The 24,413-nt window shown below is 72.1% G+C and carries 20 protein-coding genes; 8 read left to right on the top strand and 12 right to left on the bottom strand.

Annotated elements, in window-relative coordinates:
• Positions 1 to 12 precede the first annotated feature (12 nt).
• A complete protein-coding gene (locus ABZ857_RS26630; RefSeq protein ID WP_357047343.1) occupies positions 13 to 654 on the top strand; it encodes a phosphatase PAP2 family protein in 642 nt (213 codons plus the stop codon).
• Here the strand turns inward: ABZ857_RS26630 and ABZ857_RS26625 are convergent.
• The 4 genes from ABZ857_RS26625 to ABZ857_RS26610 all read right to left on the bottom strand — a co-directional run bounded on the left by ABZ857_RS26625 (position 617) and on the right by ABZ857_RS26610 (position 5,713).
• Positions 617 to 1,294: a response regulator transcription factor gene (locus ABZ857_RS26625; protein WP_357047340.1), complete on the bottom strand. Its 678-nt coding sequence runs from the start codon at positions 1,292 to 1,294 to the stop codon at positions 617 to 619. The genes ABZ857_RS26630 and ABZ857_RS26625 overlap by 38 nt on opposite strands.
• A gap of 45 nt (positions 1,295 to 1,339) precedes the next feature.
• A complete protein-coding gene (locus ABZ857_RS26620) occupies positions 1,340 to 3,031 on the bottom strand; it encodes a histidine kinase (protein ID WP_357047337.1) in 1,692 nt (563 codons plus the stop codon).
• On the bottom strand, positions 3,032 to 5,269 hold the full coding sequence (locus ABZ857_RS26615; protein ID WP_357047335.1) for a DUF6596 domain-containing protein: 2,238 nt from the start codon (positions 5,267 to 5,269) through the stop codon (positions 3,032 to 3,034).
• 93 nt (positions 5,270 to 5,362) lie between these two features.
• Entirely contained in the window at positions 5,363 to 5,713 is a 351-nt protein-coding gene (locus ABZ857_RS26610) for a YciI family protein (protein WP_357047332.1), read from the bottom strand.
• 440 nt (positions 5,714 to 6,153) lie between these two features.
• Here ABZ857_RS26610 and ABZ857_RS26605 point away from each other — a divergent pair, with 440 nt between their 5' ends.
• A complete protein-coding gene (locus tag ABZ857_RS26605; RefSeq protein ID WP_357047329.1) occupies positions 6,154 to 6,966 on the top strand; it encodes a DUF998 domain-containing protein in 813 nt (270 codons plus the stop codon).
• 103 nt (positions 6,967 to 7,069) lie between these two features.
• On the opposite strand, the gene ABZ857_RS26600 is transcribed toward ABZ857_RS26605, so the two are convergent.
• The 5 genes from ABZ857_RS26600 to ABZ857_RS26580 form a co-directional block, all read right to left on the bottom strand.
• Positions 7,070 to 8,401, bottom strand: coding sequence for a histidine kinase (locus tag ABZ857_RS26600; protein WP_357047326.1), 1,332 nt, complete (start codon positions 8,399 to 8,401; stop codon positions 7,070 to 7,072).
• The gene (locus ABZ857_RS26595; RefSeq protein ID WP_357047323.1) at positions 8,391 to 9,029 is read right to left on the bottom strand and encodes a DedA family protein; all 639 of its coding nucleotides are present in this window, start codon (positions 9,027 to 9,029) and stop codon (positions 8,391 to 8,393) included. Before ABZ857_RS26595 ends, ABZ857_RS26600 begins: the two co-directional genes overlap by 11 nt.
• Positions 9,030 to 9,219: 190 nt before the next feature.
• On the bottom strand, positions 9,220 to 9,510 hold the full coding sequence (locus tag ABZ857_RS26590) for a hypothetical protein (protein WP_357047320.1): 291 nt from the start codon (positions 9,508 to 9,510) through the stop codon (positions 9,220 to 9,222).
• Between the two features lie 164 nt (positions 9,511 to 9,674).
• Entirely contained in the window at positions 9,675 to 11,153 is a 1,479-nt protein-coding gene (locus ABZ857_RS26585; protein WP_357047317.1) for an N-acetylmuramoyl-L-alanine amidase, read from the bottom strand.
• 5 nt (positions 11,154 to 11,158) lie between these two features.
• On the bottom strand, positions 11,159 to 12,058 hold the full coding sequence (locus ABZ857_RS26580; RefSeq protein ID WP_357047314.1) for a M23 family metallopeptidase: 900 nt from the start codon (positions 12,056 to 12,058) through the stop codon (positions 11,159 to 11,161).
• Between the two features lie 100 nt (positions 12,059 to 12,158).
• Here ABZ857_RS26580 and ABZ857_RS26575 point away from each other — a divergent pair, with 100 nt between their 5' ends.
• The 4 genes from ABZ857_RS26575 to nrfD all read left to right on the top strand — a co-directional run bounded on the left by ABZ857_RS26575 (position 12,159) and on the right by nrfD (position 20,043).
• Positions 12,159 to 15,074 carry a BTAD domain-containing putative transcriptional regulator gene (locus tag ABZ857_RS26575; protein WP_357047311.1) on the top strand — a complete coding sequence of 972 codons (2,916 nt, stop codon included), beginning with the start codon at positions 12,159 to 12,161 and terminating at the stop codon, positions 15,072 to 15,074.
• A gap of 29 nt (positions 15,075 to 15,103) precedes the next feature.
• Positions 15,104 to 18,271, top strand: coding sequence for a formate dehydrogenase (gene fdh / locus ABZ857_RS26570; RefSeq protein WP_357047309.1), 3,168 nt, complete (start codon positions 15,104 to 15,106; stop codon positions 18,269 to 18,271).
• The gene (locus ABZ857_RS26565) at positions 18,264 to 19,013 is read left to right on the top strand and encodes a 4Fe-4S dicluster domain-containing protein (protein WP_357047307.1); all 750 of its coding nucleotides are present in this window, start codon (positions 18,264 to 18,266) and stop codon (positions 19,011 to 19,013) included. Before fdh ends, ABZ857_RS26565 begins: the two co-directional genes overlap by 8 nt.
• A 94-nt stretch (positions 19,014 to 19,107) precedes the next feature.
• Positions 19,108 to 20,043, top strand: coding sequence for an NrfD/PsrC family molybdoenzyme membrane anchor subunit (gene nrfD, locus ABZ857_RS26560; protein ID WP_357047305.1), 936 nt, complete (start codon positions 19,108 to 19,110; stop codon positions 20,041 to 20,043).
• Between the two features lie 1,801 nt (positions 20,044 to 21,844).
• Here nrfD and ABZ857_RS26555 read toward each other — a convergent pair.
• Together ABZ857_RS26555 and ABZ857_RS26550 are read right to left on the bottom strand one after the other, a co-directional pair.
• Positions 21,845 to 22,120: a hypothetical protein gene (locus ABZ857_RS26555; RefSeq protein WP_357047303.1), complete on the bottom strand. Its 276-nt coding sequence runs from the start codon at positions 22,118 to 22,120 to the stop codon at positions 21,845 to 21,847.
• Positions 22,121 to 22,263: 143 nt separating this feature from the next.
• The gene (locus ABZ857_RS26550) at positions 22,264 to 22,479 is read right to left on the bottom strand and encodes a hypothetical protein (protein WP_357047301.1); all 216 of its coding nucleotides are present in this window, start codon (positions 22,477 to 22,479) and stop codon (positions 22,264 to 22,266) included.
• Between the two features lie 162 nt (positions 22,480 to 22,641).
• Between ABZ857_RS26550 and ABZ857_RS26545 the strand changes: the two genes are divergently transcribed.
• The gene (locus ABZ857_RS26545) at positions 22,642 to 23,550 is read left to right on the top strand and encodes a helix-turn-helix transcriptional regulator (RefSeq protein ID WP_357047299.1); all 909 of its coding nucleotides are present in this window, start codon (positions 22,642 to 22,644) and stop codon (positions 23,548 to 23,550) included.
• On the top strand, positions 23,537 to 23,743 hold the full coding sequence (locus ABZ857_RS26540) for a DUF397 domain-containing protein (protein WP_357047297.1): 207 nt from the start codon (positions 23,537 to 23,539) through the stop codon (positions 23,741 to 23,743). Before ABZ857_RS26545 ends, ABZ857_RS26540 begins: the two co-directional genes overlap by 14 nt.
• A gap of 58 nt (positions 23,744 to 23,801) precedes the next feature.
• On the opposite strand, the gene ABZ857_RS26535 is transcribed toward ABZ857_RS26540, so the two are convergent.
• Positions 23,802 to 24,212: a hypothetical protein gene (locus tag ABZ857_RS26535; RefSeq protein WP_357047295.1), complete on the bottom strand. Its 411-nt coding sequence runs from the start codon at positions 24,210 to 24,212 to the stop codon at positions 23,802 to 23,804.
• Between the last annotated feature and the right edge of the window lie 201 nt (positions 24,213 to 24,413).

The following is a 24,413-nucleotide window of genomic DNA, read 5'->3' as shown; positions in this document are numbered from 1 at the left end:
GGAGGGGAACCGGTGGGCAACGAGATCGAGGACGTCCCGGACATCAGCGCCGAGTGGTATCGGGAGGTCACCGCGTTCGCCCTGCACACCCCGGCATGGGTGCGCGACGCGGCGGAGATCGCGACGGACGCCGTCCCCGCGATCCTCTTCGCGTTCCTCGTCTTCGGCTGGTGGCGGGCGCGGCGAGAGGACGACCGCAGGATGGCGCTCGCCCTGCTCGCACCGGTCGCGGTGGTGACCGCCTACCTCGCGAGTGAGGGCGTCAAGAGCCTCCTGCGGCTGCGCCGCCCCTGCTGGGACATGACCGACGTGGTCACCGTGGCGCACTGCCCGCCGTACGGCGACTGGTCGCTGCCGAGCAACCACGCGACCTTCGCCGCGGCGGCGGCCGTCGCGCTGGTCGCCCTGTGGCGTGGCATGGCGGTGGCGGCACCGGCGCTCGCGCTGCTGGAGGCGTTCTCCAGGGTCTTCGTCGGCGTCCACTACCCCCACGACGTGGCGGCGGGGCTGCTGTTCGGCGCGCTGATCGCGCCGCTGGTCCTGCTGGCCCTGCGGAACCCGGCGACCACCCTGGTCTCCGCGATGCGGCGGCGGCCGGCGCTGTCGGCGGTGCTGACTACCGCCCGCCCGCCAGTCCCGCCTCGTGGGCGATGACCGCCGCCCGCACCCGGTTGGGCACGCCCAGCTTGGCCATGATCGTGCTCACGTAGGTCTTCACGCTGCCTTCGGCGAGGTGCAGGCGGGCGGCGATGCCCGCGTTCGACAAGCCCTCGCCGACCAGGGCGAGCACCTCGCGCTCCCGGTTGGTCAGCGCCGCGACCTGCTCGCGGGCCGCGGCCGCGCGCGACAGTCGGTCGCCGGCGAGTCCCCGGATGACCCGTGCGGCCACCGGCGGCGACAGGTACGCCCCGCCCTCGGCCGCCGCCCGCACCCCGAGGGGAAATTCGCGCGGATCCCCGGTCTTCAGCAGGAACCCCGCCGCGCCGTCGCCCAGCGCCCGGGCGACGTAGGCGTCCTCGCCGAAGGACGTCATGATCAGCACGGCGGTGCCGGGGGCGGCCCTGCGCACCTCGGCCGCGGCGGCCAGCCCGTCCAGGCCGGGCATCCGGATGTCGACGAGCGCGACGTCGGGCCGGTGCGCCAGGACGGCGTTCACCAGCGCACGCCCGTCGGCGGCCTCGGCGACCACGTCGATGCCCGGGTCCGCCGCCAGGATCGCCCGGACCCCGGCGCGGATCACCGGTTCGTCGTCGGCGAGGACCACCCGGATCGCGTGCACCGTTCCGTCAACCACGGGTCGATGCTACGGAACCACGGGAAGTCTCCGAGCCCGCGCAGGTCAGGGCAGGAAGTCCTTGCCGACCAGCCGGCCCCCGGCGAAGCACAGCCGGTAGAGCTTCAACTCGCCGAACGGCTCCGGGCTGGTGCTGTAGTAGCGGCATCGCGCGCCGAGAGGGATCGGCGGCTCGGGCCACGACGGGTCGTCGATCCTGGTCCTGGCCGGCAGCACCGCCGCGACCTCCCGCTCGGCCTGCCCGACCCGCAGCCGGGCGAACTCGGCCGGCGGCAGGACGGAGGTGGCCGCCTCGTAGACCATGAACCCCAGCACGAACGCCGCCACTCCGGCCGCCGCCCCGAGGGAGACCAGCGCGGCGGCCAGTCGCGTACGGCGTACCCGCCGCCGGGCCAGCGCCAGATCCACGTCCACCGGCCGCGACGCCGTTTCACGGTTGTCGGCGTTCTGGGAGGCGGGGAACTCGGCCGGCGAAGAACCGGCGGGCCGGGCGGCGGTGTGCGGCAGCCGTACGGTCAGGGTGAATCCGCCGCCGGCGGGGCCGCCGCTCAGGGACCCGCCCTGCAGCCGGACCCGCTCCGCCAGCGCCCGCAGTCCGTATCCGCCCGTCACGCCGCGGCCGGGCCGTCGCGGTGCGGCGTTGGCGACGGTGACCACGGCCTCGCCCGGTGCGTGCGCGAGCCGTACGGTGACCGGGGCGCCGGGCGCGTGCTTGGCCGCGTTGGTCAGCCCCTCCCGGACGACCCGCCGCACGGTGGCGCGCACCGGCGCGGGGACCCGCGCCTCCTCCTGCGCACCGTGCAGCGTGACCGGCATGCCGGCGGCGCCGGCGCGCCGGACCAGTTCGCCCACGCTCTCCTCGGACGGATCCTCGTCCGCGGTGCCCCCGTGTTCCGTGCCCCCGTGTTCCGTGCCCCCGTGTTCCGTGCCCCCGTGCGCCGTGCCTGCGTGTGCCGTTTCCTTGTGTGCCGGGTCGCCGGGATCGTCGCCGTCCCTGAGCACGGCGACGATGTCACGCAGGCGCTCCGCCGCGGCCGTGACCGCCTCGCGGGCCTCGCCCGCCGCCCGGCGCCGGCTCTCGGGCAGGTCGGCGGCGACCTCCAGGGCGCCGATTCGCAGCGCGACCAGGCTCAGGTCGTGACCGAGCAGGTCGTGCATCTCCCTCGCGATGGCCGCCCGCTCCCGCAGCCTCGCCTGCTCGGCGAGCATGCGGCGCTCGCGCTCCAGATGCCCGGCGCGCTCCCAGCCCGCCCTGGTCAGGGCCAGGCTCTGGTGCCTGGCGTGGCCCGCGAGCCACGGCACGAGTCCGAACAGTGCGATGCCCGTGACGGCGAAGAACCACGCGCCCAGATCCCACTGCGCCGCGAGAAGCCACCGTACGAGCGGGACGACGGTGGCGGCGACGACCGCGGCGGCCGACAGTCCGAGCAGGGCGGGGCGGGCCCGGGCCATGCGTACCCCGGCCAGGTAGCTCATCACCACCAGGGCCGGGAAGAAGACGGTGGGGTCGCCCCGCACGGCCACCGAGCCCGCCCACAGCGCGGCCGTCACGAGCATCGCCCCCAGCGGCCGGGGCCGGGCGAGTGCGACGGCGACGCCGATGGCCGCCAGCCCGGCGGTCACCTCGGGCCAGGTGTACCTGTCGGCCAGGATGTTCGTGAGGCCCGCCCACAGCGCCGGCAGGCCGAGGACCGCCCACAGCAGGACGTCCTTGAGATATGCCGCTTTCCTCCCCACTCAGGCAACGGTATCCGCGGGTCGCGGGACTCTGACGAAGCCGTGCAGGGTCCTGGCGCTGGCGTGGCCGGACAGGGACATGAGCATCGGCGCCGACCAGCCGTCCTCGCCGAGGTGGGCCAGGCGCGAGTGACGCAGGCGGTGCAGCGTGTAGCCGCCTCCCTCCGGGTCGAGGTCCCTGGTGGCCCGTTTGAACAGGTACTCCGCCCGCTCGTACGACAGGCGGCCCCGGCCCGTGTGCGGGCACAGGTCGGCCGCCGCCGGCATGCGGCCCGGCCCCGGCCTGCGGTCGGCGAGAAACAGCGGGCCCCGGCGGCGGTCGCCGACGAGGAGGGGCAGGAGCGCGGCCGTGCCGGACTGCCAGCGCAGCCAATGCCGCCTGGCCTTCACCTCGCCGCGCATGCCGGGCAGGTCGAGGTCCTCCACGTTGAGCGAGAGCGCCCAGTCGGCCGGGGCCGCGCTCTCGTACAGCAGCAGCCACAGCGTGCGCTCGCGCAACGGGACGTCCGGCCGTTCCCACAGGCTCTCCAGCCGCGACCTGTCGATGGGGCGGGTGCGGGCGCGGGGTTCGGGTCGCCGGTCGAGCGGGGCGGCGAGGTCGGCGGTGGCCCAGCCGCGCTCGGCCGCCCACGAGGCGAACGACCGCAGCGCCGCGCGGTGCCGGTTCCACGTCGCGCCCGCCGCCGTCCCCCACGCCGCGGCGAAGACCTCGGCGACCCGGTGGGAGGTCACGTCCCGCAGCGGGACGTCCTCGCCGAGGTGCCGGCACAGCCGCGACAGGGTCTGGGTGTAGGAGCGGACGGTGTCGGCGCGCAGATCGGGCCGGGCGAGGAAGAGCCCCATGGCCCTGCCGAGCGTGACGTCCCCATCCGCCGCCCGCCGACCGGCCGGCGGCTGACCGATCGCCTTCGCGGGCCTGGCCTCCGTCGCCTCCTCGCGACCGGCCTCAGCGGCCTCCGCCGTCGCCTCCTCGGCGCAGGTCGCGGCGCGCCGCAGCAGCACTGCCCGTTCCGGGGTGTTGCGGGTGAGGGAGGCCGCACGTTCAAACTCCGCCCGGGCCTCGCCGTGCCGTCCGAGCCGGGCCAGCAGGTCCCCGCGTACGGCGGGCAGCAGGTGGTAGCCCTTGAGCGCCGGTTCGCCGGTCAGCGTGTCCACCAGCGTGAGACCGGCGCGCGGCCCGTAGGCCATGGCGAGCGCGACCGCGCGGTTGAGCTGGACGACCGGCGTCGGCAGCACCCTCACGAGGGCCTCGTAGAGCGCCGCGATCTGCGGCCAGTCGGTCTCCTCCGGGGTGGCGGCCCGCGCGTGGCAGGCCGCGATGGCCGCCTGCAGCACGTACGGGCCGAGGGGGCCGCCGGCCTGCCGCGCCCGCAGCAGCGCCGCGAAGCCGCGCCGGATGAGCAGCGGGTCCCAGCGCCCCCGGTTCTGCTCGTGCAGCACGACGGGCTCCCCCGAGGGGCCGGTACGCGCGGCCGACCGCGACTGCTGCAGTTCCATCAGCGCGACCAGGCCGTGCACCTCGGCCTCGTCCGGAGTCAGTTCGGCCAGGACGCGGCCCAGGCGCAGCGCCTCCAGGCAGAGGGACGGGCGCATCAGGTCGTCGCCCGCCGTCGCCGCGTATCCCTCGTTGAACACGAGATAGATCACTTCGAGCACCGACGACAGCCGGGCGGCCCGTTCCGGCCCCGAGGGGACCTCGAAGGGGACGTGCGCGTCGGAGAGCGCCCGCTTGGCCCGCACGATCCGCTGGGCGACCGCGCTCTCGGAGACGAGGAAGGCCCGCGCGATCTCGTCGGTCCGCAGGCCGCCGATCAGCCGCAGCGTGAGCGCGACCCGGGCCTCGGTGGACAGCACCGGGTGGCAGGAGACGAACATCAGCCGGAGGACGTCGTCGCCGACCTCCCCGTCGAGCGCGTCCACCAGGTCGTCCACGTCACGCTCGCCGTCGTCCGGGCGGGTGCCGAGATCGTGGGCGAGCAACTCCTGCCCGCGTTCCCGCCGCTCCTCCCGGCGCAGGTGGTCGACGGCACGGCGCTTGGCGATGGCCATGAGCCAGGCGCCCGGGTTGTCGGGGACGCCCGCCTCGGGCCACTGCTCCAGCGCGGCGAGGACCGCGTCCTGCGCCAGCTCCTCCGCCAGGCCGACGTCGCCGACCATCCGGACGAGGCCGGCGACGATCCTCGCGGACTCCATCTTCCAGACCGCGTCCACGACGCGATGGGCGTCCAGGAACGTCATTCGACCGATGACAGCACCGGCCCGCCCGCCGCGCAACCCGGCGCGTACGTCACCGGGGGCGCCTGCGGGCCGGAGACCTGCCGGATCACGCCGTCAGCGGGGGCCGGGCCCGGGGGCGTCTTCGGGCCCGAACACCCGCTGGATCGCGCCCTCACCGTCACCGACGATCTTCCAGAAGCGGCGGGCCAGCTCCACGGCCTCCTCGCGGGACCGCGCCTCGATCAGGGCGAAGCTGACGATCGCCTCCTTCGCCTCGGTGAAGGGGCCGTCGGTCACGGTGATCTCGCCGCCGGAGGAGATCATCCGCAAGCCGCCGGGCTCCAGCCCGCCGGTGGCCAGCAGCACGCCCGCCCGGGTCATCTCCTCGATGAAGGCGCCCATCTCGGCCATCATCGCCGCGTCCGGCGTCCGGGAGCCGCCCTTGGTGGTCATCAGGAACCGCATCGTCGTTCTCCTTCTTTCTGATCCTGTGGCCGGCCGGGCCGTTCGCCGGTCCCCGCCGTCACCTCCACGTCGTACGGGACGAGCCGGAATCGACAGGCTCCGATCCTGGCATGCGATGACCTGGGCCTCTGCCGAGATGTGACAGGGAATGCGCATATGACAGGGAATGCGCACGCATGGCAACGCCGCAGGTGGTCGGGGTCGGACGGCACGGGTGGGCACGGGGTGGGCACGGGTGGTCGAATCGCGCGGCGGCCGTTCGACGCGTCAGCGAGGCCGGACACCACACCGGCCGGCACCACCGAAGACCGGGACAGCGAAGCCCGGAGCACCGAAGACCGGGACAGCGAAGCCCGGAGCACTGAAGGCCCGGAGCACCGAAGACCGGAGCACTGAAGGCCCGGACATGGAAGCCCGGGACGCCGAAGAAGGGAACGGCCATGACCGCCACACAGTCCACCGCCCAGCCCACCGCGCATCCGACCGCTCGGGCCACCGCGCAGCCGACCGCTCGGTCCTCCGTGCGGCCCACCGCGCATCCGACCGCGCAGTCCACCGCGCATCCGACCGCGCAGTCCACCGCGCAGTCCACCGCGCAGTCCACCGTGCAGCCGACTTCCACTGGGTCGACGCGTGCGCTGCTGACCTGCGCCGTGCTCACCACGCCCGTCTTCGGGATCGTCTCGCTGACGCAGGCGTTCACCCGGGAGGGATTCGACCTGCTCCGCCACCCGCTCAGCATGCTCAGCACGGGCGACCTCGGGTGGGTGCAGATCGGCAACTTCTGGATCACCGCCGTCCTGACGGTCGCCGGGGCGATCGGACTGCGCAGGGTCATGCGCGGCACGCCCGGAGCGACGTGGGCGCCCAGGCTGCTGCTCGTCGAGGGCGTGGGACTGGCAGCGGCGGGGGTCTTCAGCATGGATCCGGGGGACGGCTTCCCCGCGGGCACCCCGCTGGGAGCCCCGGCCGGGATGAGCTGGCACGCGATGCTGCACATGGCGGCCGGCTCGGTGGCCTTCACCGCGCTCATCGCCGCTTGCTTCGTCCTCGGTCGGCACTTCTCCCGCGCGGGGCGGGCCGGACACGCGGTCGCCTCCCGTCTCGGCGGCCTGGCCCTCCTGCTGGGCAACGGATGGGCGATGTCCGGCGGGCGGGCCGGTTCCCTCACCCTGTGCGTCGGGGTGCTGGCCGCAATGGCCTGGGTCTCGGTGGTCGCCGCGGCCAAGCGCGCGGATGTCGGGCAACGCTGACCCGCTCGACGGCGAAGCCGACCGTCGTGGGCATGTCGCGGCCCTCCTCGACGGGCAGCCGGATCAGCCCTTCTCTCAGGAGGAATCCGGCCTTGGGCCAGGGTCACCCGCAGGGCAGCTCCGCGCTCACGGTGGTCGGGCCGCCGGGCGGGCTGTCCACCCGGAACCGGCCGTCCAGGGCGGCGACCCTGCGGGCCAGCCCGGACAGGCCGCCCCCGCCGGGGTCGGCGCCGCCCCGCCCGTCGTCGCGCACTCGCACGACGATCGTGTCCTCGTCCTCCAGGATCTCCACCCGCACCTGCCCCGCCGCCGCGTGCTTGGCGGCGTTCGTCACAGCCTCCCGCACGACGAAGTAGACCGCCGTCTCCACCTCGGTGGGTGGGCGTGCGGTCAGGTCGTACGCGACCGTGACGGGCATCCCGGCCCGCTCGGCGACGGCGGCCAGGGACTCGCGCAGTCCGAGCGTGTCGAGCTCGGCGGGGTAGACCCGCCAGGCCACCTCGCGCAACTCGCGAAGGGCCTCCTGGGCCTCCTCGTGGGCCTGCTGGAGCAGGTCGTCGCGCAGTTGCGGGGTGCGCCCGCGCCGGGCCCGCCCGATCAGCACGGCGAGCGCCACCAGCCGCTGCTGCACGCCGTCGTGCAGGTCGCGCTCGATCCTGCGCCGCTCCTGGTCCACCGCGCTCACGATGCCGGCGCGGGTCCTGGCCAGCTCGTCGATGCGGCGCTCAAGCAGCTCGGTGGGGCTGGGGCCGAGGAAGCGGCGGGCGACCCGCAGTTCCAGGGCGGCGACGCCCTGGATGCCCATGATGTCGAGGAACAGCAGGACGAGCCCGGCCACCCCGAAGTAGGCGAGAATGCCGGGAGTCGGCGGGATGCCGTCGGGGTTCTGCCCGTGGGCCCAGCTCCACACGAAATACACGCATGTGCTCACGCCCACCGCCAGCAGGAAGAGCACGAGGCCGCCGAGCAGGCCGACCGGCCACCGGGCCGCGAGATACCCGGCGACCCGGCCGGTCCCGACGGTGAGGTCGAGGCCGCCGAGCAGGCCGAGCCTGCGCATCTCGACCCGGGCCAGCGGAACGGCCACGGCCCGCAGCACCCGTTCCCCGGCCCGTCGCGCGCCAGGGTGCGGCAGGCAGAGCAGGGCGACAGGCGCGGCCACCAGCAGGCAGGCCAGCTCGACGACCGCCGTCAGCGCGCCGATGACGAGCGCCGCGAGGATCCTGAGGGCGCGTGTGACGTTCATCGGCTCCTTCGCGGCGGTTCGCGCCGTGTCCTGGGACTGCCGACCTGCTGCGACGGTGATTCCGGCAGCGCCGTGGGCCTTCCGGGGCACCGCCCGCGCTCCGGTCCGTACGCCGCCGCGGACCTGCCCGCCGACCTGCCCGCCGACCTGCCCGCCGACCTGACCGGGGAGCGGCTGGTCAACGGGCATGGCGTCCCTGGCCGCGCCGTTCCCGCAGCCGTACGGCCACGAACCGGACGACGACGAGCACGACGGCCGCCACGACCACCTTGGACACGATCCCCATGTACTCCTCGACGAGGTGCCAGTTCTCGCCGAGCAGGTAACCCGCCAGCACGAACACGGTGTTCCAGATCAGGCTGCCGAGCGTGGTGAACAGGAGGAAGGTGCCGAGCGGCATGCGTTCCACACCGGCGGGGACCGATATCAGGCTGCGAAAAATCGGGATCATGCGCCCGAAGAACACCGTCTTCACACCATGCCGGGCGAACCACGCCTCCGCCTTCTCGATGTCGGAGATCTTGACGAGCGGCAGGCGTGCCGCGATGGCCACCGTACGCTCCCGGCCGAGCAGTGCGCCCACCCAGTACAGCGCGAGCGCACCCACGACGGAGCCCGCGGTCGTCCACAGGAGGGCGGCGACCAGGCTCATGTCCCCGCGCGAGGCGGTGAACCCGGCGAGCGGCAGGATGATCTCGCTGGGCAGCGGGGGAAACAGGTTCTCCAGGGCGATCGCGACGCCGGCGCCCGGTGCGCCCAGGCGTTCGGTGAGCTCCATCGCCCACCCGGCGATTCCTCCGATTTCTGCGGTGTTCATGCGGGTGACGCTAGAAGCCGGGCGATGCGGTCACCATGAGGGGCGCCGCCGGGCTCTCTCCGGTGCGCCCCATCCCAGGGGTGCGGAAAACCTCAGGTGGACAAGCACAGGACCCTGCGGTCGTCCACAGGCTGTGGATACCTGTCCCGCCGCTTCGGGACGGGCCCGGGGCGCATCCGCTGTCACCGGCTCAGAGGTCGTCCTTCGGCGTCTGGGCCAGCACCTGGTCGGCGGTCGCCGTCACCACCGCAGCGGCCGCCGAGATGTCCCTGACCTGCTCCGCGGGAAGGTCCCGCAGCACCCTTTCCAGCCCTTCCAAATCCGCCTGGTAGGCGGCTGCCATGGCCGCCTGAGCCTTGGCGGTGCGCTGTGCCTGCTCCACCGCCTTGCTCAGGGCGCGGCCGGCGCGTTCGACGGCCCTGGCCGCCTCGATCGCCGCTTTCTCAAGATTTCTCGCCCACTCGGGCGGCTGGTCGCTCATCGATGTCCTCTGCGTGAGGGTGGTCCCGCGGGCATGAGTCGCCCACGAAGAGTGCCGGATCAGGCCCTTAATGCCCTCCCTGCGGGCTCTACACCCCGCGGGACCCAAGCTCTCATCAATCTCCCAGAGACGGTGCGAGGATCTTGCTTCGGATCAGGAAGAGGTCAGCCGCAGTGCTCGAAGGGGCTGTCGTAGGTGGACGAGCCCGCCTTGCCGCCCCACTTCACACATTTGTCCGCCGCTGCCGCCTGGACCGGCCCGGCGTAGTAGCCGTAGTCGCCGGAGTCGGTGACCCGGGTCTTTCCCTGGACCTCCAGGTAGGCGCTGGTCGCGGTGGCCGTGCCCAGCGACGTCTTCTTCAGCGTGACCACGCAGTTGTAGCCGTTGCCGGAGTTGTAGAGCAGGTAGACGGTGCCGGCCGTGCCGAGGGCGGCCGAGTCGATCACCGAGTAGCCGGTGCCGCACACCTGCTCCGGCGTGTACGGGTTGCCGGTCCCGCCGCCGCCCGTGACGTACTGCATGTACCTGTTCCAGTCCCAGTACGGCCCGGGGTCGGTGTGGTCGCTCCCGGGGACCTGGTAGTGCCCCACGATGTGGGACCGGTCCTTGGGGATGCCATACCGCGCGGCGATGGAGCGGACGAGGGCGGCCGAGGAGCGGTACATCGCGTCGGTGAACCAGGACGCGTCGTCCACGTATCCCTCGTGCTCGATCCCGATGGAGTGGTGGTTGTAGTCGGAGTTGCCCGCGTGCCAGGCCCGGTCCTTCTCCCGCACCATCTGGGTGATCGCGCCGTCGGAGGACCGTACGACGTAGTGCGCGGAGACCTGGGCGGCGGGGTTCTGGAACCAGGAGATCGTCCCGGCGTACGAGCCCTGGGTGACGTGGATGACGATCCGGTCGATCGCGTCGCTCGCCGGCCGGTCGGACACCGCGTAGTTGGCGCTGCTGGCCGCCACCCACGTCGCGCCGGGGTAGTCGACGGCCGCTGCGGCGAGCGTGCGGTTCTCCGGCCGGTCCAGGTCGCGGGCGCCCGCGAGGGCTCCCCGGTCCGGATTCACCGGATGAGCCGCCACGATGATCGTCTCGCCCGCCGGCGTCCGCGCCGTGAACCCGGCCGACAGCAGGTCGTAGACGGCGTCCGCGTACAGCCGGGCGACCTCGGGCGCACTCGCCCCGCCGTAACGCGCGACGGCGGTGTACCAGCGACCGGTGTCGGCGCGGGCGGCGGCGTCCAGGCCCAGGGCGTCGGCCCTGGCCCGCAGGACGGCCGCCGCGCCGGCCACGTTGGCCGCGTCGTCGGCCTTGAGCGAGGCGACCGGCGCGCCGGTGAGCCGCGCCGCCTCCTCCAGGGTGTGCGCCGTGGGATTGCTGACCAGGTGCGCCACGCCGTACCCGCCGCTCGCGCTCGGCCTGCCGCCATGGCCGTCGAGGTGGGTCTCGGCGTAGGCGAGCGCGACGAGCAGGTCGCGGGGGACGTCGTGGGCCGCCGCCGCCCGCGTGAAGGCGGCGGCGAGCGGGCCCTCGGCGGCCGAGGCCGGCCCGGCCGGGACGAGCCAGGCCAGGCACAGCAGGAGCGTCACGACGCCGACGGCGGTCAGGGCCGTACGCCGGGACACGCGGACGATCAGGGGTTCGGTCATGGGGGTCAGCCGCAGTGCTCGAAGGGGCTGTCGTAGGTGGACGAGCCCGCCTTGCCGCCCCACCTGACGCAGGTGTCGGCGGCCGAGGCGCGCACCGGTCCGGCGTAGTAGCCGTAGTTGCCTGAGTCGGTCACCCGGGTCCTGCCCTGGACCTCCAGGTAGGCGCTGGTCGCGGTGGCCGTGCCCAGCGACGTCTTCTTCATCGTGACCACGCAGTTGTAGCCGTTGCCGGAGTTGTAGAGCAGATAGACGGTGCCCGCCGTGCCGAGGGCGGCCGAGTCGATCACCGAGTAGCCGCTGCCGCAGACCTCCTGCGGGGTGTACGGGTTGGTCGATCCGCCGCCGCAGTTGTGCGAGGTCACGGTCTGCACGGGGTAGCCGAACGTGACCCCGTCGAACACCGCCTTCTGGATGTTGGCGGGGTAGGACGTGTCGCTGGTGCGCACCTCGTAGTGCAGGTGCGGGGAGATGTTGTTGCCCGGCTTGCTGGTGTTGCCGACCTCGCCGATCTTCTGGCCCTGGCTGACCTGTGCGCCCTGGCTCACCGACATGATCCGCAGGTGGGCGTAGTAGGTGAACCAGCCGCCCCCGTGGTCGATCTTGACGAGGTTGCCGAAGCCGTTGGTCGACCCCTGGTTGGCGGCGATGACGACCGTGCCGGCCGCCGCCGCCACAACCGGGTCGCCGAGGTCCGCGTCGGCGGTGCTGCCGCGGTTGAAGTCGATCTCGTACGACTGGTGGGCGCTGCTGGCGCTGGAGTTGCCCGTCCACACCTGGCCGCAGGGGAACGGCATCTGGAAGTCCGGGCGCGGACCCGCGGCGGAGGCGGCCGGGGCGGTCGCGGCGCCGAACGCGAGGCCGAGCACCACCGCGAGGCCCGCCGTGACAAGCGATTTGAGTCTCATGACCAAAAAGAGTCGGAATCTACTGCACAAAAAACATCAAGACTCGGTACAAAGAGAGGGCGAGTCATGGCGTACCGGTCCTTCGAGGAGCAACGCGGTCATGACAGTCGATCAGCCCATGTTCAGCGTGCTCGGTCCCCTGGAGGTCCGCCTGGCGGGCCCGGCACCACGGCTCGGCGGCCCGAAACCCCGCATGCTCCTGGCCACCCTTCTTCTCCACGCCAACCACACGGTCGGCGGCGACGAGCTGGCCGAGGTGCTGTGGCCGGACCGCCGGCCGCGGTCGACGGCGGCCAACCTCCGGACGTACGCGAGCGCCCTGCGCGCGGAGCTCGGGCAGGCCCCGGCTCGTATCCGGGCCGTGGGGGCGGGGTACGCGATCGAGCTGCCGCCGCACGAGCTCGACCTGCTGCTGTTCGAGGAGCGGGTGGCGGCCGCGCGGGAGTGCCGGGCGCGGGGCCGGCCGGACGAGGCGGCCGAACTGCTGGCTCGGGCGCTGGCGCTGTGGCAGGGCGTCCCGCTGTCCGACCTGCCCGGCAGCCCGCTGTGGGACCGCCGGCTCGACCGGCTCGCCCAGGCGCGGCTGCGCGCCGCCGAGGACCTGGTCGAGCTGCGCATGGCGGCAGGGGAGTACGGCGAGGCGGTCGGGGAACTGCGCGCCCTGCTCGCCGAGCATCCCTTCCGCGAGGACCTGTGGCGCAGGCTCATGCTGGCCCTGCACTGGTCGGGCCGGCAGGGCGAGGCGCTGCACGCCTTCGCGACGGTCCGCGAGCAGCTCGTGACCGAACTCGGCATCGAGCCCGGCCCCGAGCTGCGCCGGGCGCACGAGGCCGTGCTCGCCGGTGTGCCGCCCGCCGCGCCCTCGCCCGGCGTCGTGCCGCGTCAGCTGCCGCCCGACCTGGTCGACTTCACGGGACGGGCCGCCGAGGTGGCGGCGCTGACCCGGGCGCTCGCCCCCGGCGGGGTCGCCGTCGTCACCGGGCCGCCGGGCGTCGGCAAGACCGCGCTCGCGGTGCGCTGCGCGCACGCCGTCCGCGAGGCGTACCCCCACGGCCAGCTCTTCCTGTCGCTGGGCGGCACCGCGCAGCCCAATGGCACCGCGCAGCCCAATGGCACCGCGCAGCCCGACGGCACCGCTCAGCCCAACGGCACTGCGCAGCCCACAGACACCGTCTCGCCGGTCGAGCCGGGGGAGCTGCTGGCCGAGGCGCTGCGCGCGCTCGGCGCGGCGGAGCCGCTGCCGCCCACCGTCCACGAGCGCGCCGCGCTCTACCGCACGCTGCTCGCCGAACGGCCGATGCTCGTCGTGCTCGACGACGCGGCGGGCGCCGCGCAGGTGCGGCCGCTGCTGCCGGGCGGCGGCAGCGCCGTCGTCGTGACCGGCAGGCGCCGCATCACCGAGCTTCCCGGCGCCGCGCGGATCGACCTGGACGTCCTGCCGCAGGCCGAGGCGCTGCGGCTGCTGACGGCGATCGTCGGCGCGGAGCGGCTGGAGCGGGAGCCGGAGGAGGCCGCCGCCATCGTGCGGGCCTGCGGCCGGCTGCCGCTCGCGCTCCGGGTGGCCGGGGCCCGGCTGGCCGCCCGCCCCGGCTGGTCCCCTGCCGTGCTGCGGCGGCGGCTCGACGACGAGACGGTCAGGCTCGCCGAGTTGCGCGCCGGTGACCTGGGGGTGCGTGAGTCCTTCGACCGCAGCTACCGGCTGCTGCCTGACGACGCCGCGCGTACGTTCCGCGCGCTCGGCCTGCTCGGCACCCGGCCGCTGCCCGGCTGGGTGGTCGACGCCGTGCTCGACCGGCACCGCAGCGACGACGTGACCGATGTGTTAGTCGACGCGAACCTGCTGCGCCCGGTGGGGACCGACCCCGTCGGCCAGCCCCGCTACCGGCTGCCCGACCTGCTGCGCGTCGACGCCAGGGACAAGGCGGGGGAGACGGACATGCCGGCGCTGGCGCGCGTGCTCGCGGGCTGGACGGCCGCCGCGGAACACGCCACGGCCCGCCTGCCCACGACGGTCTTCCGCCTGTCCTCGCCCGCCGCCCGGCGCTGGCGGCTGCCCGAGGACGCCCTGCGCCGGGTCGCCGCCGACCCGGTCTCCTGGTTCGGGGCCGAGCACGAGACCCTGGTCGAGGCCGTACGGCTGGCCGCGGACGCGGGGCTGGCCGGCGCCGCCTGGGGCCTGGCGGCGGCGCTCGTGCCGTACTTCGATCTGCGCTGTCACCTCGGCGCCTGGGAGGAGACCCACCGCGTCGCCCTGGAGGCCGCCCACGCCGCCGGAGACCGGGCGGGCGAGGCCGCGATGCTGCGGGGGCTCGGCCAGGTGGCCCTCTATCGGGACAGGTACGTCCAGGCGGCCGGCATGTTCCGCCGCTCCCGGGCGATCTTCCGTACGCTCGGGGACGTCAGGGGCGAGGCCGTGTCGGTCTGCGGGCTGGGCGCGGTCGGCCAGTTCCGGGGCGACCCGGCCACCGCGTCCCGGCACTTCCGCAGGGCTCTCGGGATGTTCGTGGCGCTGGACGACCGGTCGGGCGAGGCGTACGCGCGGCAGGCGCTCGGGCGCACCTGCCTGAGCACGGGCGACCTGACCGGCGCCGCCGACTGGCTGGGCGGCGCGCTGCGCATGGCGCGGGAGCTCGGCGACGCCCACCGGGAGGGCTGCGTGTCGCTCCAGATCGGCCGCCTGCACGACCTCGCGGGGGAGACCGGGCGGGCGATGCGCGCCCAGGGCCGGGCGCTGACGATATTCGAGGGCTTCGGCGACCGGCACTGCGCGGCGTACGCGATGCAGGGCCTGGGTGGGCTCCAGGCGGCCAGGGGCGACTGGCGGCACGGCTCGGCCCGGTTGGAGAGCTCACTGGCGATCTTCCGGCAGCTCGGCGACCGGAGCGGGGAGGCGGCCACCCGGCGGCTGCTCGGCGAGCTGCACCGCTCGGCCGGCCGTCGCGCGCTCGCCCGCGGCTACCTCCACGCGGTCACGTCCCGGCAGGTGGGGGAGGACACGGCGATTTCTCATGATTAGGACACGGCGACCGGGGCAATAGAGGCGTCGTGGGTGGTGGATGGCTCTCCCGTTGGCCGGTGATCCGGCAGCTCAAGGGAGAGGACGGCAGAGGGCGGGCGGCGCGCTCGGCGCGTACGGACGCCCTGCGGCCCCGGGTCGAGGGGGCCGAGACGGTCGCGCGTTCCGTCTGCCCCTACTGCGCGGTGGGCTGCGGCCAGCTCGTCTACGTCAAGAACGGCGAGGTCACCCAGATCGAGGGCGACCCCGACTCGCCGATCTCCCGCGGGCGGCTGTGCCCGAAGGGATCGGCCAGCAAGCAGCTCGTCACCCACCCCGGCCGCCAGACGAAGATCCTCTACCGCAGGCCGTACGGCACCGAGTGGGAGCCGCTCGACCTCGAGACCGCGATGGACATGATCGCCGACCGCGTCCTGCGGACCCGGCGCGAGACCTGGCAGCAGACGCACGAGGGGCAGGAGGTCAGGAGGACTCTGGGCATCGCCGGCCTGGGCGGGGCGACGCTCGACAACGAAGAGAACTACCTGATGAAGAAGCTCTACACCGCCCTCGGCGCGATCCAGGTCGAGAACCAGGCGCGCATATGACACTCCTCCACCGTCCCCGGTCTGGGGACCAGCTTCGGGCGTGGCGGCGCGACCCAGTATCAGCAGGATCTGGCCAACGCTGACTGCATCGTCATCCAGGGCTCCAACATGGCCGAGTGCCATCCGGTGGGGTACCAGTGGGTGATGGAGGCGCGTGCGCGCGGCGCGAAGGTCTTCCACATCGACCCGCGCTTCAGCCGGACCAGCGCGACCGTGGACAGGTATCTCGCGATCCGCGCCGGCACCGACATCGTGCTGCTCGGCGCGCTGATCAACCACGTGCTGTCGAACGGGCTCGACTTCCGCGAGTACGTCCTCGCGTACACGAACGCCGCGACCTTGGTGAACAAGGACTTCCGCGACACCGAGGACCTCGACGGCCTGTTCTCCGGCTACGACGAGGAGACCGGCAGGTACGACCCGTCGAGCTGGGCGTACGAGGGCGACGTGCCGGAAGAGGAGGAGCTGACCGAGGGCGGCAAGCGCCATGCCGAGGCGGCGGGGTCCGACTCCTACGGCGCGCGCGGCGCGGGCGCCAGCGCGACGCCACCCCAGGACCCGACGCTGACGAACCCGCGGTGCGTCTACCAGATACTCAAGCGGCACTACTCGCGCTACACGCCCGAGATGGTCGAGGAGCTGTGCGGCATCCCGCCGGAGCGGTTCCACGAGCTGGCCGAGGCGATCACGGCCAACTCGGGCCGGGAGCGGACCACGACGTGGGTCTACTCGGTCGGCTGGACCCAGCACTCGGTCGGCGTGCAGTACATCAGGGCCGCCGCGATCCTGCAGCTCCTGCTGGGCAACATGGGCCGGCCGGGCGGCGGCATCATGGCGCTGCGCGGGCACGCCAGCATCCAGGGCTCCACGGACATCCCGACGCTGTTCAACCTGCTGCCGGGATACATCGCGATGCCGCACGCGCACCGGCACGACGGCCTCGACGACTACCTGAGGCGGGAAGGCGCAGACACCGGCTGGTGGGGCAACCGGCGGGCGTACGTCGTCAGCCTGCTCAAGGCCTGGTGGGGCGACGCGGCGACGGAGGCCAACGACTACTGCTTCGACTACCTGCCGCGCCTCACCGGCGACCACGGTCACTACGCGACCGTGATGGGCCAGATCGACGGGACGGTCAAGGGCTACTTCGTCGTGGGCGAGAACCCGGCGGTCGGCTCGGCCAACGGCAAGGCGCAGCGGCTGGGCCTGGCCAACCTCGACTGGCTGGTGGTCCGCGATCTGATGCTGGTCGAGACCGCGACGTTCTGGAAGGACGCGCCCGAGATCGAGACGGGCGAGCTGCGGACCGAGGAGATCGGCACCGAGGTCTTCTTCATGCCGGCCGCGAGCCACGTGGAGAAGGAGGGCACGTTCACCAACACGCAACGGCTGCTGCAGTGGCGGGAGAAGGCCCTCGACCCGCCGGACGACTGCTGCAGCGACCTGTGGTTCTTCTACCACCTCGGCAAGCGGATCAGGCAGCGCCTCGGCGACGACGAGATCGACCGGCCGGCGAAGGAGCTGACCTGGGACTACCCGGAGATCGGCGAGCAGCGCGATCCCGACGCCGAGGCCGTGCTGCGCGAGATCAACGGCACCGGCCCGGGAGGCCGCCTGCTGGCCTCACTACGGGAACTGAAGCCCGACGGCTCGACGAGCTGCGGCTGCTGGATCTACTGCGGGGTGTACGCCGACGGGGTCAACATGGCGGCCCGGCGCACGCCGCACACCGAGCAGGGTCCTGTCGCGCTCGAATGGGGCTGGGCCTGGCCGGCGAACCGGCGCATCCTCTACAACCGCGCCTCGGCCGACCCGCAGGGCCGCCCGTGGAGCGAGCGGAAGAAGTACGTCTACTGGGACGGGACCAGATGGACCGGCCCCGACGTGCCGGACTTCGAGGAGGACAAGGCGCCGGACTACCGGCCGCCCGAGGGGGCCAAGGCTCAGGACGCGCTGGCCGGCAGCGACCCGTTCATCATGCAGTCGGACGGCAGGGGCTGGCTGTACGTCCCGTCCGGCCTGTCCGACGGGCCGCTGCCCACCCACTACGAGCCGCACGAGTCGCCGGTGCGCAACGCGCTGTACGGTCAGCAGGCCAACCCGGCCCGCCGGACCATCGATCGGCCGGAGAACCCGTACAACCCGGCGCTGTCGCCCCGGTTCCCGTACGTCTACACGACGAGCAGGCTCACCGAGCACCACACGTCGGGCGCCATGAGCAGGCCCCTGCCCTACCTCGCGGAGCTCCAGCCGGAGGCGTTCTGCGAGGTCTCACGGGAGATGGCGGAGGAGATCGGGCTGGAGAACGGCGACTGGGCGACGATCGTCACCGCGCGGACCGCTATCGAGCTGCGCGTGCTCGTGACCGGCCGGGTGCGCCCCCTGCGGCTGAACGGCCGGACCGTCCACCAGGTGGTCATGCCGTACCACTGGGGATACAGCAGCGGCGGGGTGGTCACCGGGGACGTCGTCAACGACCTGCCGTCGATCGTGCTCGACCCGAACGTCTACATCCAGGAGAGCAAGGCCGGCACCTGCGACGTCCTGCCGGGACGGCGCCCGCGCGGCACGGCGCTGCTCGACCTGATCGAGAGGTATCGCCATGGCTGAGCGGATGGGGTTCTTCACCGACACGACCGTCTGCATCGGCTGCAAGGCGTGCGAGGTGGCCTGCAAGGAGTGGAACAACGTGCCCGACGACGGGTTCGTGTTCCGGGCCACCTCCTACGACAACACCGGCGCGCTCGGCGCGAGCACCTGGCGGCACGTGGCGTTCATAGAACAGGACGCCCGATGGCTGATGTCGTCGGACGTGTGCAAGCACTGCACCCACGCCGCCTGCCTCGACGTCTGCCCCACCGGGGCGTTGTTCCGCACCGAGTTCGACACCGTCGTCGTGCAGTCCGACATCTGCAACGGCTGCGGCTACTGCGTCCCCGCCTGCCCGTACGGCGTGATCGACCGCAGGGAGGACGACGGCCGCGCGTGGAAGTGCACGCTCTGCTACGACCGGCTGCGCGGCGGCATGGAGCCCGCCTGCGCCAAGGCGTGCCCGACCAAGTCCATCCAGTTCGGGCCGCTGGACGAGCTGCGGCAGCGGGCCGAGGAACGGGTCGAGCGGCTGCACGCCGAGGGCACGACCGAGGCCCGGCTGTACGGCGCGAACCCGGACAACGGGGTGGGCGGTACGGGCGCGTTCTTCCTCCTGCTCGACGAGCCGGAGACGTACGGCCTGCCGCCGGATCCCGTGGTGACCACCCGCGACCTGCCCGCGATGTGGCGCTGGGCGGGCGGGGCCGCGCTCGCCCTGGCCGCCGGTGTGGCCGCCTGCTTCCTCGGAAAGAGGAGCTGACGGGAGTGGCGGAGGACCTGGCGAGCCGGGACTCGCGGCCGGACTCGTGGCCCTGGGGGCGGGCGACTGTGATGGCGACACTGGGGAGGCACTGATGCCGAGGCGCCGGGACGAGATGGTGCCGGACGCCGAGTTCCGGTCCTACTACGGCCAGCCGGTCATCAAGCAGCCCATCTGGCACGAGCCCCACATGCCGACGTACCTCTATCTGGGCGGGCTGTCCGGCGCGGCGGGCGCGATGGCGGCGGCCGCCCGCCTCACCGGGCGGGACCGGCTGGAACTGGCCGCCCGGATGACGGCCTTCGCGGGTGCGAGCGCCGGTGCGGCCTTCCTCGTGGCCGAGCTGGGCCGTCCCATGCGCTTCCTCAACATGCTGCGGGTGTTCAAGCTCACCTCGCCGATGAGCGTCGGCTCCTGGACGCTGGCCGCCCACAGCGGGCTGACCGGCGTCGCGGCGGGCTCGGCGATGACCGGCCTGCTGCCCCTCGCGGGCGACGCCGCGTCGGTCGCGAGCGGCCTGAGCGGCGTGGCGATGGCCACCTACACGGCCGTCCTGCTGGCCGACACCGCCGTCCCCGCCTGGCACGAGGGGATGCGTGAGCTGCCGTTCCTGTTCTCCGGGAGCGCCCTCGCCTCGGCGGGGGCGGCCCTGATGCTGACGACGCCCCGGGCGCAGGCCGGGCCGGCCCGTGCGGCGGCGGTGACCGGGGCCATGGCCGAGGTCGTCGCCGGCAGCCTGATGGAGCGCCGCCTCGGGCTCGTCGGCGAGCCGTACCGGCAGGGCAGGGCGGGCAGGCTCATGCGGGCCTCCCGCGTGCTCACCCTCGGCGGCGGCCTGCTCGCCACGGTCGCCGGGCGGAGCCGGGCCCTCACCGCGCTGTCCGGGCTCGCGATCACGGCCGGAGCCCTGTGCACCCGTTTCGGCGTGCTGGAGGCGGGCCGCGCCTCGGCCAAGGACCCCAGGTACACCGTCGTGCCGCAGCGCGCCCGCCTCGACGCCGGCGCCCCCGCCTCCGTCCCCGGCCGCTGAAAAGGGTTCGAGGGGCTGATTGTGAAGACCCCGGACTGCGATCCCGAGGTCGACGGCGAGTGGATGGCCGCTTGCGGACTCGGCGACTTCCTCGTCGTGGCCCTAGATCACCGGACATGCCGGTAAGTAGCCTTTAGCCCCGTTTTGCCGGTTTGAGAATTACCTACGAGAAGTGCAGGTTCCCACAAGCTACCTATAGGTAGACCAGCGCTCCGAAACGAGAGCCGCTTCTTTTCGTGCGCGATCTGCGCATCTGCGTCACATCACACAGGAGACGGACGGCATCACCGTCCTAAACAGTCCACGTTGGTCCGCGTAAATCCGCAAAGTTCCGCAACGACCAGCAACGCCGGAGATGGCCACCCCTTTGGCCACCGCAATCTGTCGTTGACGGGGGATACGCTTTTTGCCGATCGCGTCATGCGCTCATCAGCGGTTGGTCGCCTATAGGGATCGACCGCCTGGCCCCGGTCTGTCCCGTGCAGCGACAGGGCCTGAAAGGAGAAAGATCCTGATGAGTCGCAGGAGGCGACACAAGAGGCTGCCGGGCCTCGGCGATTGGGGTCCGCTCGTGATCCGGGCGGTGCTGATCGCGGTGGACTGGCTCCTCAACAGCAGCGGGCCCAGGTAGGTAGCCACACCTCACCCAGGCCCGCCCACGCGGTACGGGGCTCCGGTTTCCATTGGCCCGGGACCGGAGCCCTCTTGCGTCTGCTGCAAGGGTAATGATTCCCTACGACACATTCACCGGCGTACCGCCTCGCCTCGAATGGCCGGTGTTCAGCGTGGGGAGCCTGCCCGCGGCAGGCAGCGGCCCAGTCGATCAGCCGGTGCGCATGGGCGCGGCCGATCCCGAATCCGAGCGTGATCCAGGCCCGGCCCTCATGTGCCCGGCGCACCCGCTCGGCCACGACCGTCCCACGCGCGCTCGACGGCCGCGACCGACTCGCGGATCTGCGTGGTCAGCGCGATCTTGCTCACGGTCCGGCGGGCCGGGCACTGCCGAGCAGGTGTTGTATGCCTTCCTGCGCGGCTGCGCGGACCGGGGAGTGCTCGAAGTCAATGTGACTGAAATCACATCAAGGATTTTCAAGGCTCCACAGGGAGTTCTCGCCGGGTTGTCGTGTTGTCGCCGAAAGTTATATAGCCCGAGGTGAGGAAGCGTTTCAGCGGGCTAAGTACCCGTGCGTTGACCTGCGGTAATGCCGCTAGATGGATGTACTCCACCCCCTTAGAGAGTGCCTTGTACCGCCACCTGCTGACGGCGCGACAGATTAGGCTTTCCCGGTGTAGCGCTCCCCAAGAGTTCGCCCCTTTCCGTCGAGTCCGTAGGCCTCCCGCGGGGGTCTACCGGCTCCGCCCCCGGCCTCGCCGAGGAGCCCTGTGAAAGGAAAGGGATGACGATGGAGGAGCCGCGCAGGAGGTGGAGGCCCAGTGAGTGGGTGGCTCTCGCTGTACGCGGAGGGCTGATCCTGCTGGACTGGTTGCTGAACAGGAACGGGCTCGGCAACTGACGCCGAGCCCGGACCAAACCTTCTAGCGGGCAGTTGGCCCCGTGTTGTTGCTTGGCCGGCACGCACGGGGCTTTCTGCTGTTTCCACACAGACTACATTCCATGTGATTGGGGTGTACTACCGGCAGTGCAAGTCGGTGGATGGAAACGGGCGCTTCAACTGGGAACGCGATACGGGCGACGTAGCGGTATCCGCTTCTGGATCGAGCGACGGAATGCTGCTGGCGCAGCCGAGAGCTTGCCCGGGCCCGCGGGACGTGATGAGCACACCGGCCGCTCCCACCGCTCTCAGGCGGGAGCGGCTGGTGGGCCCTCCATCGCGCCGAGGGCGGCCAGGCCGATGAGGTGCGTTCCGATGCTCCGAGCCTCGGCGATCGTCAGCTCGACCAGGGACCGATCCTCGATCTGCAGGTGCACGCGGGGCTCGTCGTCTCCGGGACCGAGGACCAGGTCGAGCCACAGCCGTTGTGGCTGCCCGGCCAGGGGCACGGCGCTCAACTCGACGGAGTGGAGCCAGGCGTTGTGGATGCGCTCAGCGGGACGCTCATCTACGTGCGCTTCCATACACCAAGGCGGGCACGGCCTACTCGAAGTCGGTCGTACGAGGTGCGCGCGTCCGGGTCCGAGCGGCACAATCCGAACGAACCCGCCCGGCTCCTCTCGGTCGCCAGGGCCGAGTCTCATGAGCGTCTTCAGAGGGTTTCCGATCATTGAGGCGCCGCCACCTCGGCCAGGCTCTCCTGTTCGGCGATGGCCTGGCACAGCTCGCGCAGGTCGTCCGCGTCGACGGTGCGACAGGCGCCCGCCTGCTCGGCCGATGCCGTGAACGGCTGCTCACGGCTGGCCCAGAAGCGCCCCGCGTCACTCCTCATGATCCGCCATCCGGCGAACTCCGTACCGGAGTTGGCTCTATCGTTTGGCATGGGTCAGGAACTCCGCTTCCTGATCAAGGGCCCGTCCGGTCGTGGCAGCGTCGGGCGGGTCCGTACTTGGATCGCCTGCATCGGCGAGAGCTCGCTTACCACTCCTTTCTGTCATCATTGCCTCACCGTGAGTATCGATGCAGCGTCATCATGGCTCGCACAGTGCGAGTTCGCAAGGAACTGTGCGAGGAATCTTTCGCTCATCAAGTGACAAAACGAGGCAACGTGATGAAAAGTCCCACCGTGCGGCATCGCCGCTTGGGCCGGGAACTGCGACGTTTCCGCGAGCAGACAGGCCTGTCACCTGAGTCGGCTGCTCGCCAGCTCGGGTGGAGCCGCTCCAAGCTCAATCGCGTGGAGAACGCACGACTGCTGCCCAGCGCGGAGGACATCGGCAACGCGTGCGATCTGTACGGCGTAGACAGCACGGGGAAGGCCGGATTGATCCAACTCGGCAGGGACGCCGGCAAGCGAGGCTGGTGGACCGCCTACAGCGACGTCTTCACCGGCTCCTACATTGCTCTTGAAAGCGAGGCGACAGCTGTCCGAACATGGGAACCAGTACTTGTGCCTGGTCTCCTCCAGAACGAGGACTACGCCCGCGAGATCATCTGTGCGACGCGGCCCGAACTGGCTGCCGTCGAGATCGACCGGCGAGTGGATGCCCGGATGGCACGCAAAATCAACCTGGTGGGCTCACGTGCGCCTACGCTGCACGCTCTGGTAGACGAGGGCACCCTGCGTCGGCCCGTTGGATCGCCCGGCGTCATGGCTCGTCAGCTTGACGACATCCTCCAAGCCGCGGCCTGGCCCAACGTCACGATCCAGGTCCTGCCGCTGATGGCCGGCGCCCATGGCGGTATGGAAGGAGGTTTCTCCGTGATGAGCTTCTACGACGAGGACCCTGACGTCGGATATGTCGAAGGACCGGCCGGTGACGTCTACGTCGAGGCGACCGATCAGGTACGGCGGCTTATGCTGACGTTCGAGCGCCTCGTCGGCGCGTGCCTGTCCCCGGAGAAGTCTGCAGAGCTCATTACTGCTGTGAGGAGCGAACATGTTCTCCCCTGATCTGTCCGGCGCCGAGTTCCGCAAGTCCAGCTTCAGCGGTGGCGGAAACAACTGCGTAGAGGTGGCGACGAACCTGCCGGGGCTGGTGGCCGTACGGGACAGCAAGGACCGCTCGGGTCCGGTGCTGGCCTTCACACCGAGCGAGTGGAGCGCCTTCATCGCCGGTGTGAAGGGCGGCGAGTTCGACATCTGATCCCGCACGTCTTTTGGGCCCATCCCGTCGGCGGGCCCGAGGTTCCTGCGCCTGCCGGTCAGCGCGTCTTGGGGAAGGCGGCGCGGGGTCCGGAGCCGTTGAGGATGAAGGCGACCGCGACCAGGGGCAGGACGCCTACGGCCTGCATCACGGCGTACCACGTCGGGCAGATACCGGGGATCAGGTCGACGCCGATGATCGCGATCGGCATGGTGACGGTGACGGCACGCATGCGCTCGAAGCTGCGCCGCGACCCCTGTGAAGCACGAGCGATCAGCCGGTGGAGCACCGGGGCGATGGCGAGCAGTACGACCGCCCGGACCCACATGAACGTGCTCCCCGTGTGCTCGCTGATCGACAGCACGGCAACCGTCGCGAGTGTGATGCCGCAGATCATGCCGTAGAGCGTGACGCACTTCTTCGTCATGTCGAAGGCCTCTTGGGTACGGGCGTCGCCGGTGTCGGTCATGTCTTTCTTCCTCCTTCTCGTCCTGGTGTCGACGCTAGGGAGCGCATGGGCGGCGCGGTATGCGTCTGGACGTACGGAGGGGTGGGGCCAGACCCACTCCGGAGCCGATTCGGCGGGGACCGGGCTCCGCGCGGTGCACAGTGGATACACCACGCCGTACCGGCCGGATCGGCGCATTGCGGGACACCTCGGGAACCGGGG

This window comes from Microbispora sp. NPDC046933, from assembly GCF_040644635.1.
In the GTDB taxonomy this organism is placed as follows: domain Bacteria; phylum Actinomycetota; class Actinomycetes; order Streptosporangiales; family Streptosporangiaceae; genus Microbispora.
Note: the sequence above shows the minus strand (reverse complement) of the source record. Positions and strands in the feature narration are given on the sequence as shown.

Bases quoted from the DNA above. Each gene is read 5' to 3' on its own strand.
- ABZ857_RS26615 (WP_357047335.1), bottom strand. From the start codon at position 5,269: ATGACGTTCCTGGACGCCCATCGCGTCGTGGACGCGGTCTGGAAGATG.
- ABZ857_RS26610 (WP_357047332.1), bottom strand. From the start codon at position 5,713: ATGCGGTTCCTGATGACCACCAAGGGCGGCTCCCGGACGCCGGACGCG.
- ABZ857_RS26605 (WP_357047329.1), top strand. From the start codon at position 6,154: ATGACCGCCACACAGTCCACCGCCCAGCCCACCGCGCATCCGACCGCT.
- ABZ857_RS26600 (WP_357047326.1), bottom strand. From the start codon at position 8,401: ATGCCCGTTGACCAGCCGCTCCCCGGTCAGGTCGGCGGGCAGGTCGGC.
- ABZ857_RS26595 (WP_357047323.1), bottom strand. From the start codon at position 9,029: ATGAACACCGCAGAAATCGGAGGAATCGCCGGGTGGGCGATGGAGCTC.
- ABZ857_RS26590 (WP_357047320.1), bottom strand. From the start codon at position 9,510: ATGAGCGACCAGCCGCCCGAGTGGGCGAGAAATCTTGAGAAAGCGGCG.
- ABZ857_RS26585 (WP_357047317.1), bottom strand. From the start codon at position 11,153: ATGACCGAACCCCTGATCGTCCGCGTGTCCCGGCGTACGGCCCTGACC.
- ABZ857_RS26580 (WP_357047314.1), bottom strand. From the start codon at position 12,058: ATGAGACTCAAATCGCTTGTCACGGCGGGCCTCGCGGTGGTGCTCGGC.
- ABZ857_RS26575 (WP_357047311.1), top strand. From the start codon at position 12,159: ATGACAGTCGATCAGCCCATGTTCAGCGTGCTCGGTCCCCTGGAGGTC.
- ABZ857_RS26565 (WP_357047307.1), top strand. From the start codon at position 18,264: ATGGCTGAGCGGATGGGGTTCTTCACCGACACGACCGTCTGCATCGGC.
- nrfD (WP_357047305.1), top strand. From the start codon at position 19,108: ATGCCGAGGCGCCGGGACGAGATGGTGCCGGACGCCGAGTTCCGGTCC.
- ABZ857_RS26555 (WP_357047303.1), bottom strand. From the start codon at position 22,120: ATGGAAGCGCACGTAGATGAGCGTCCCGCTGAGCGCATCCACAACGCC.
- ABZ857_RS26550 (WP_357047301.1), bottom strand. From the start codon at position 22,479: ATGCCAAACGATAGAGCCAACTCCGGTACGGAGTTCGCCGGATGGCGG.
- ABZ857_RS26540 (WP_357047297.1), top strand. From the start codon at position 23,537: ATGTTCTCCCCTGATCTGTCCGGCGCCGAGTTCCGCAAGTCCAGCTTC.
- ABZ857_RS26535 (WP_357047295.1), bottom strand. From the start codon at position 24,212: ATGACCGACACCGGCGACGCCCGTACCCAAGAGGCCTTCGACATGACG.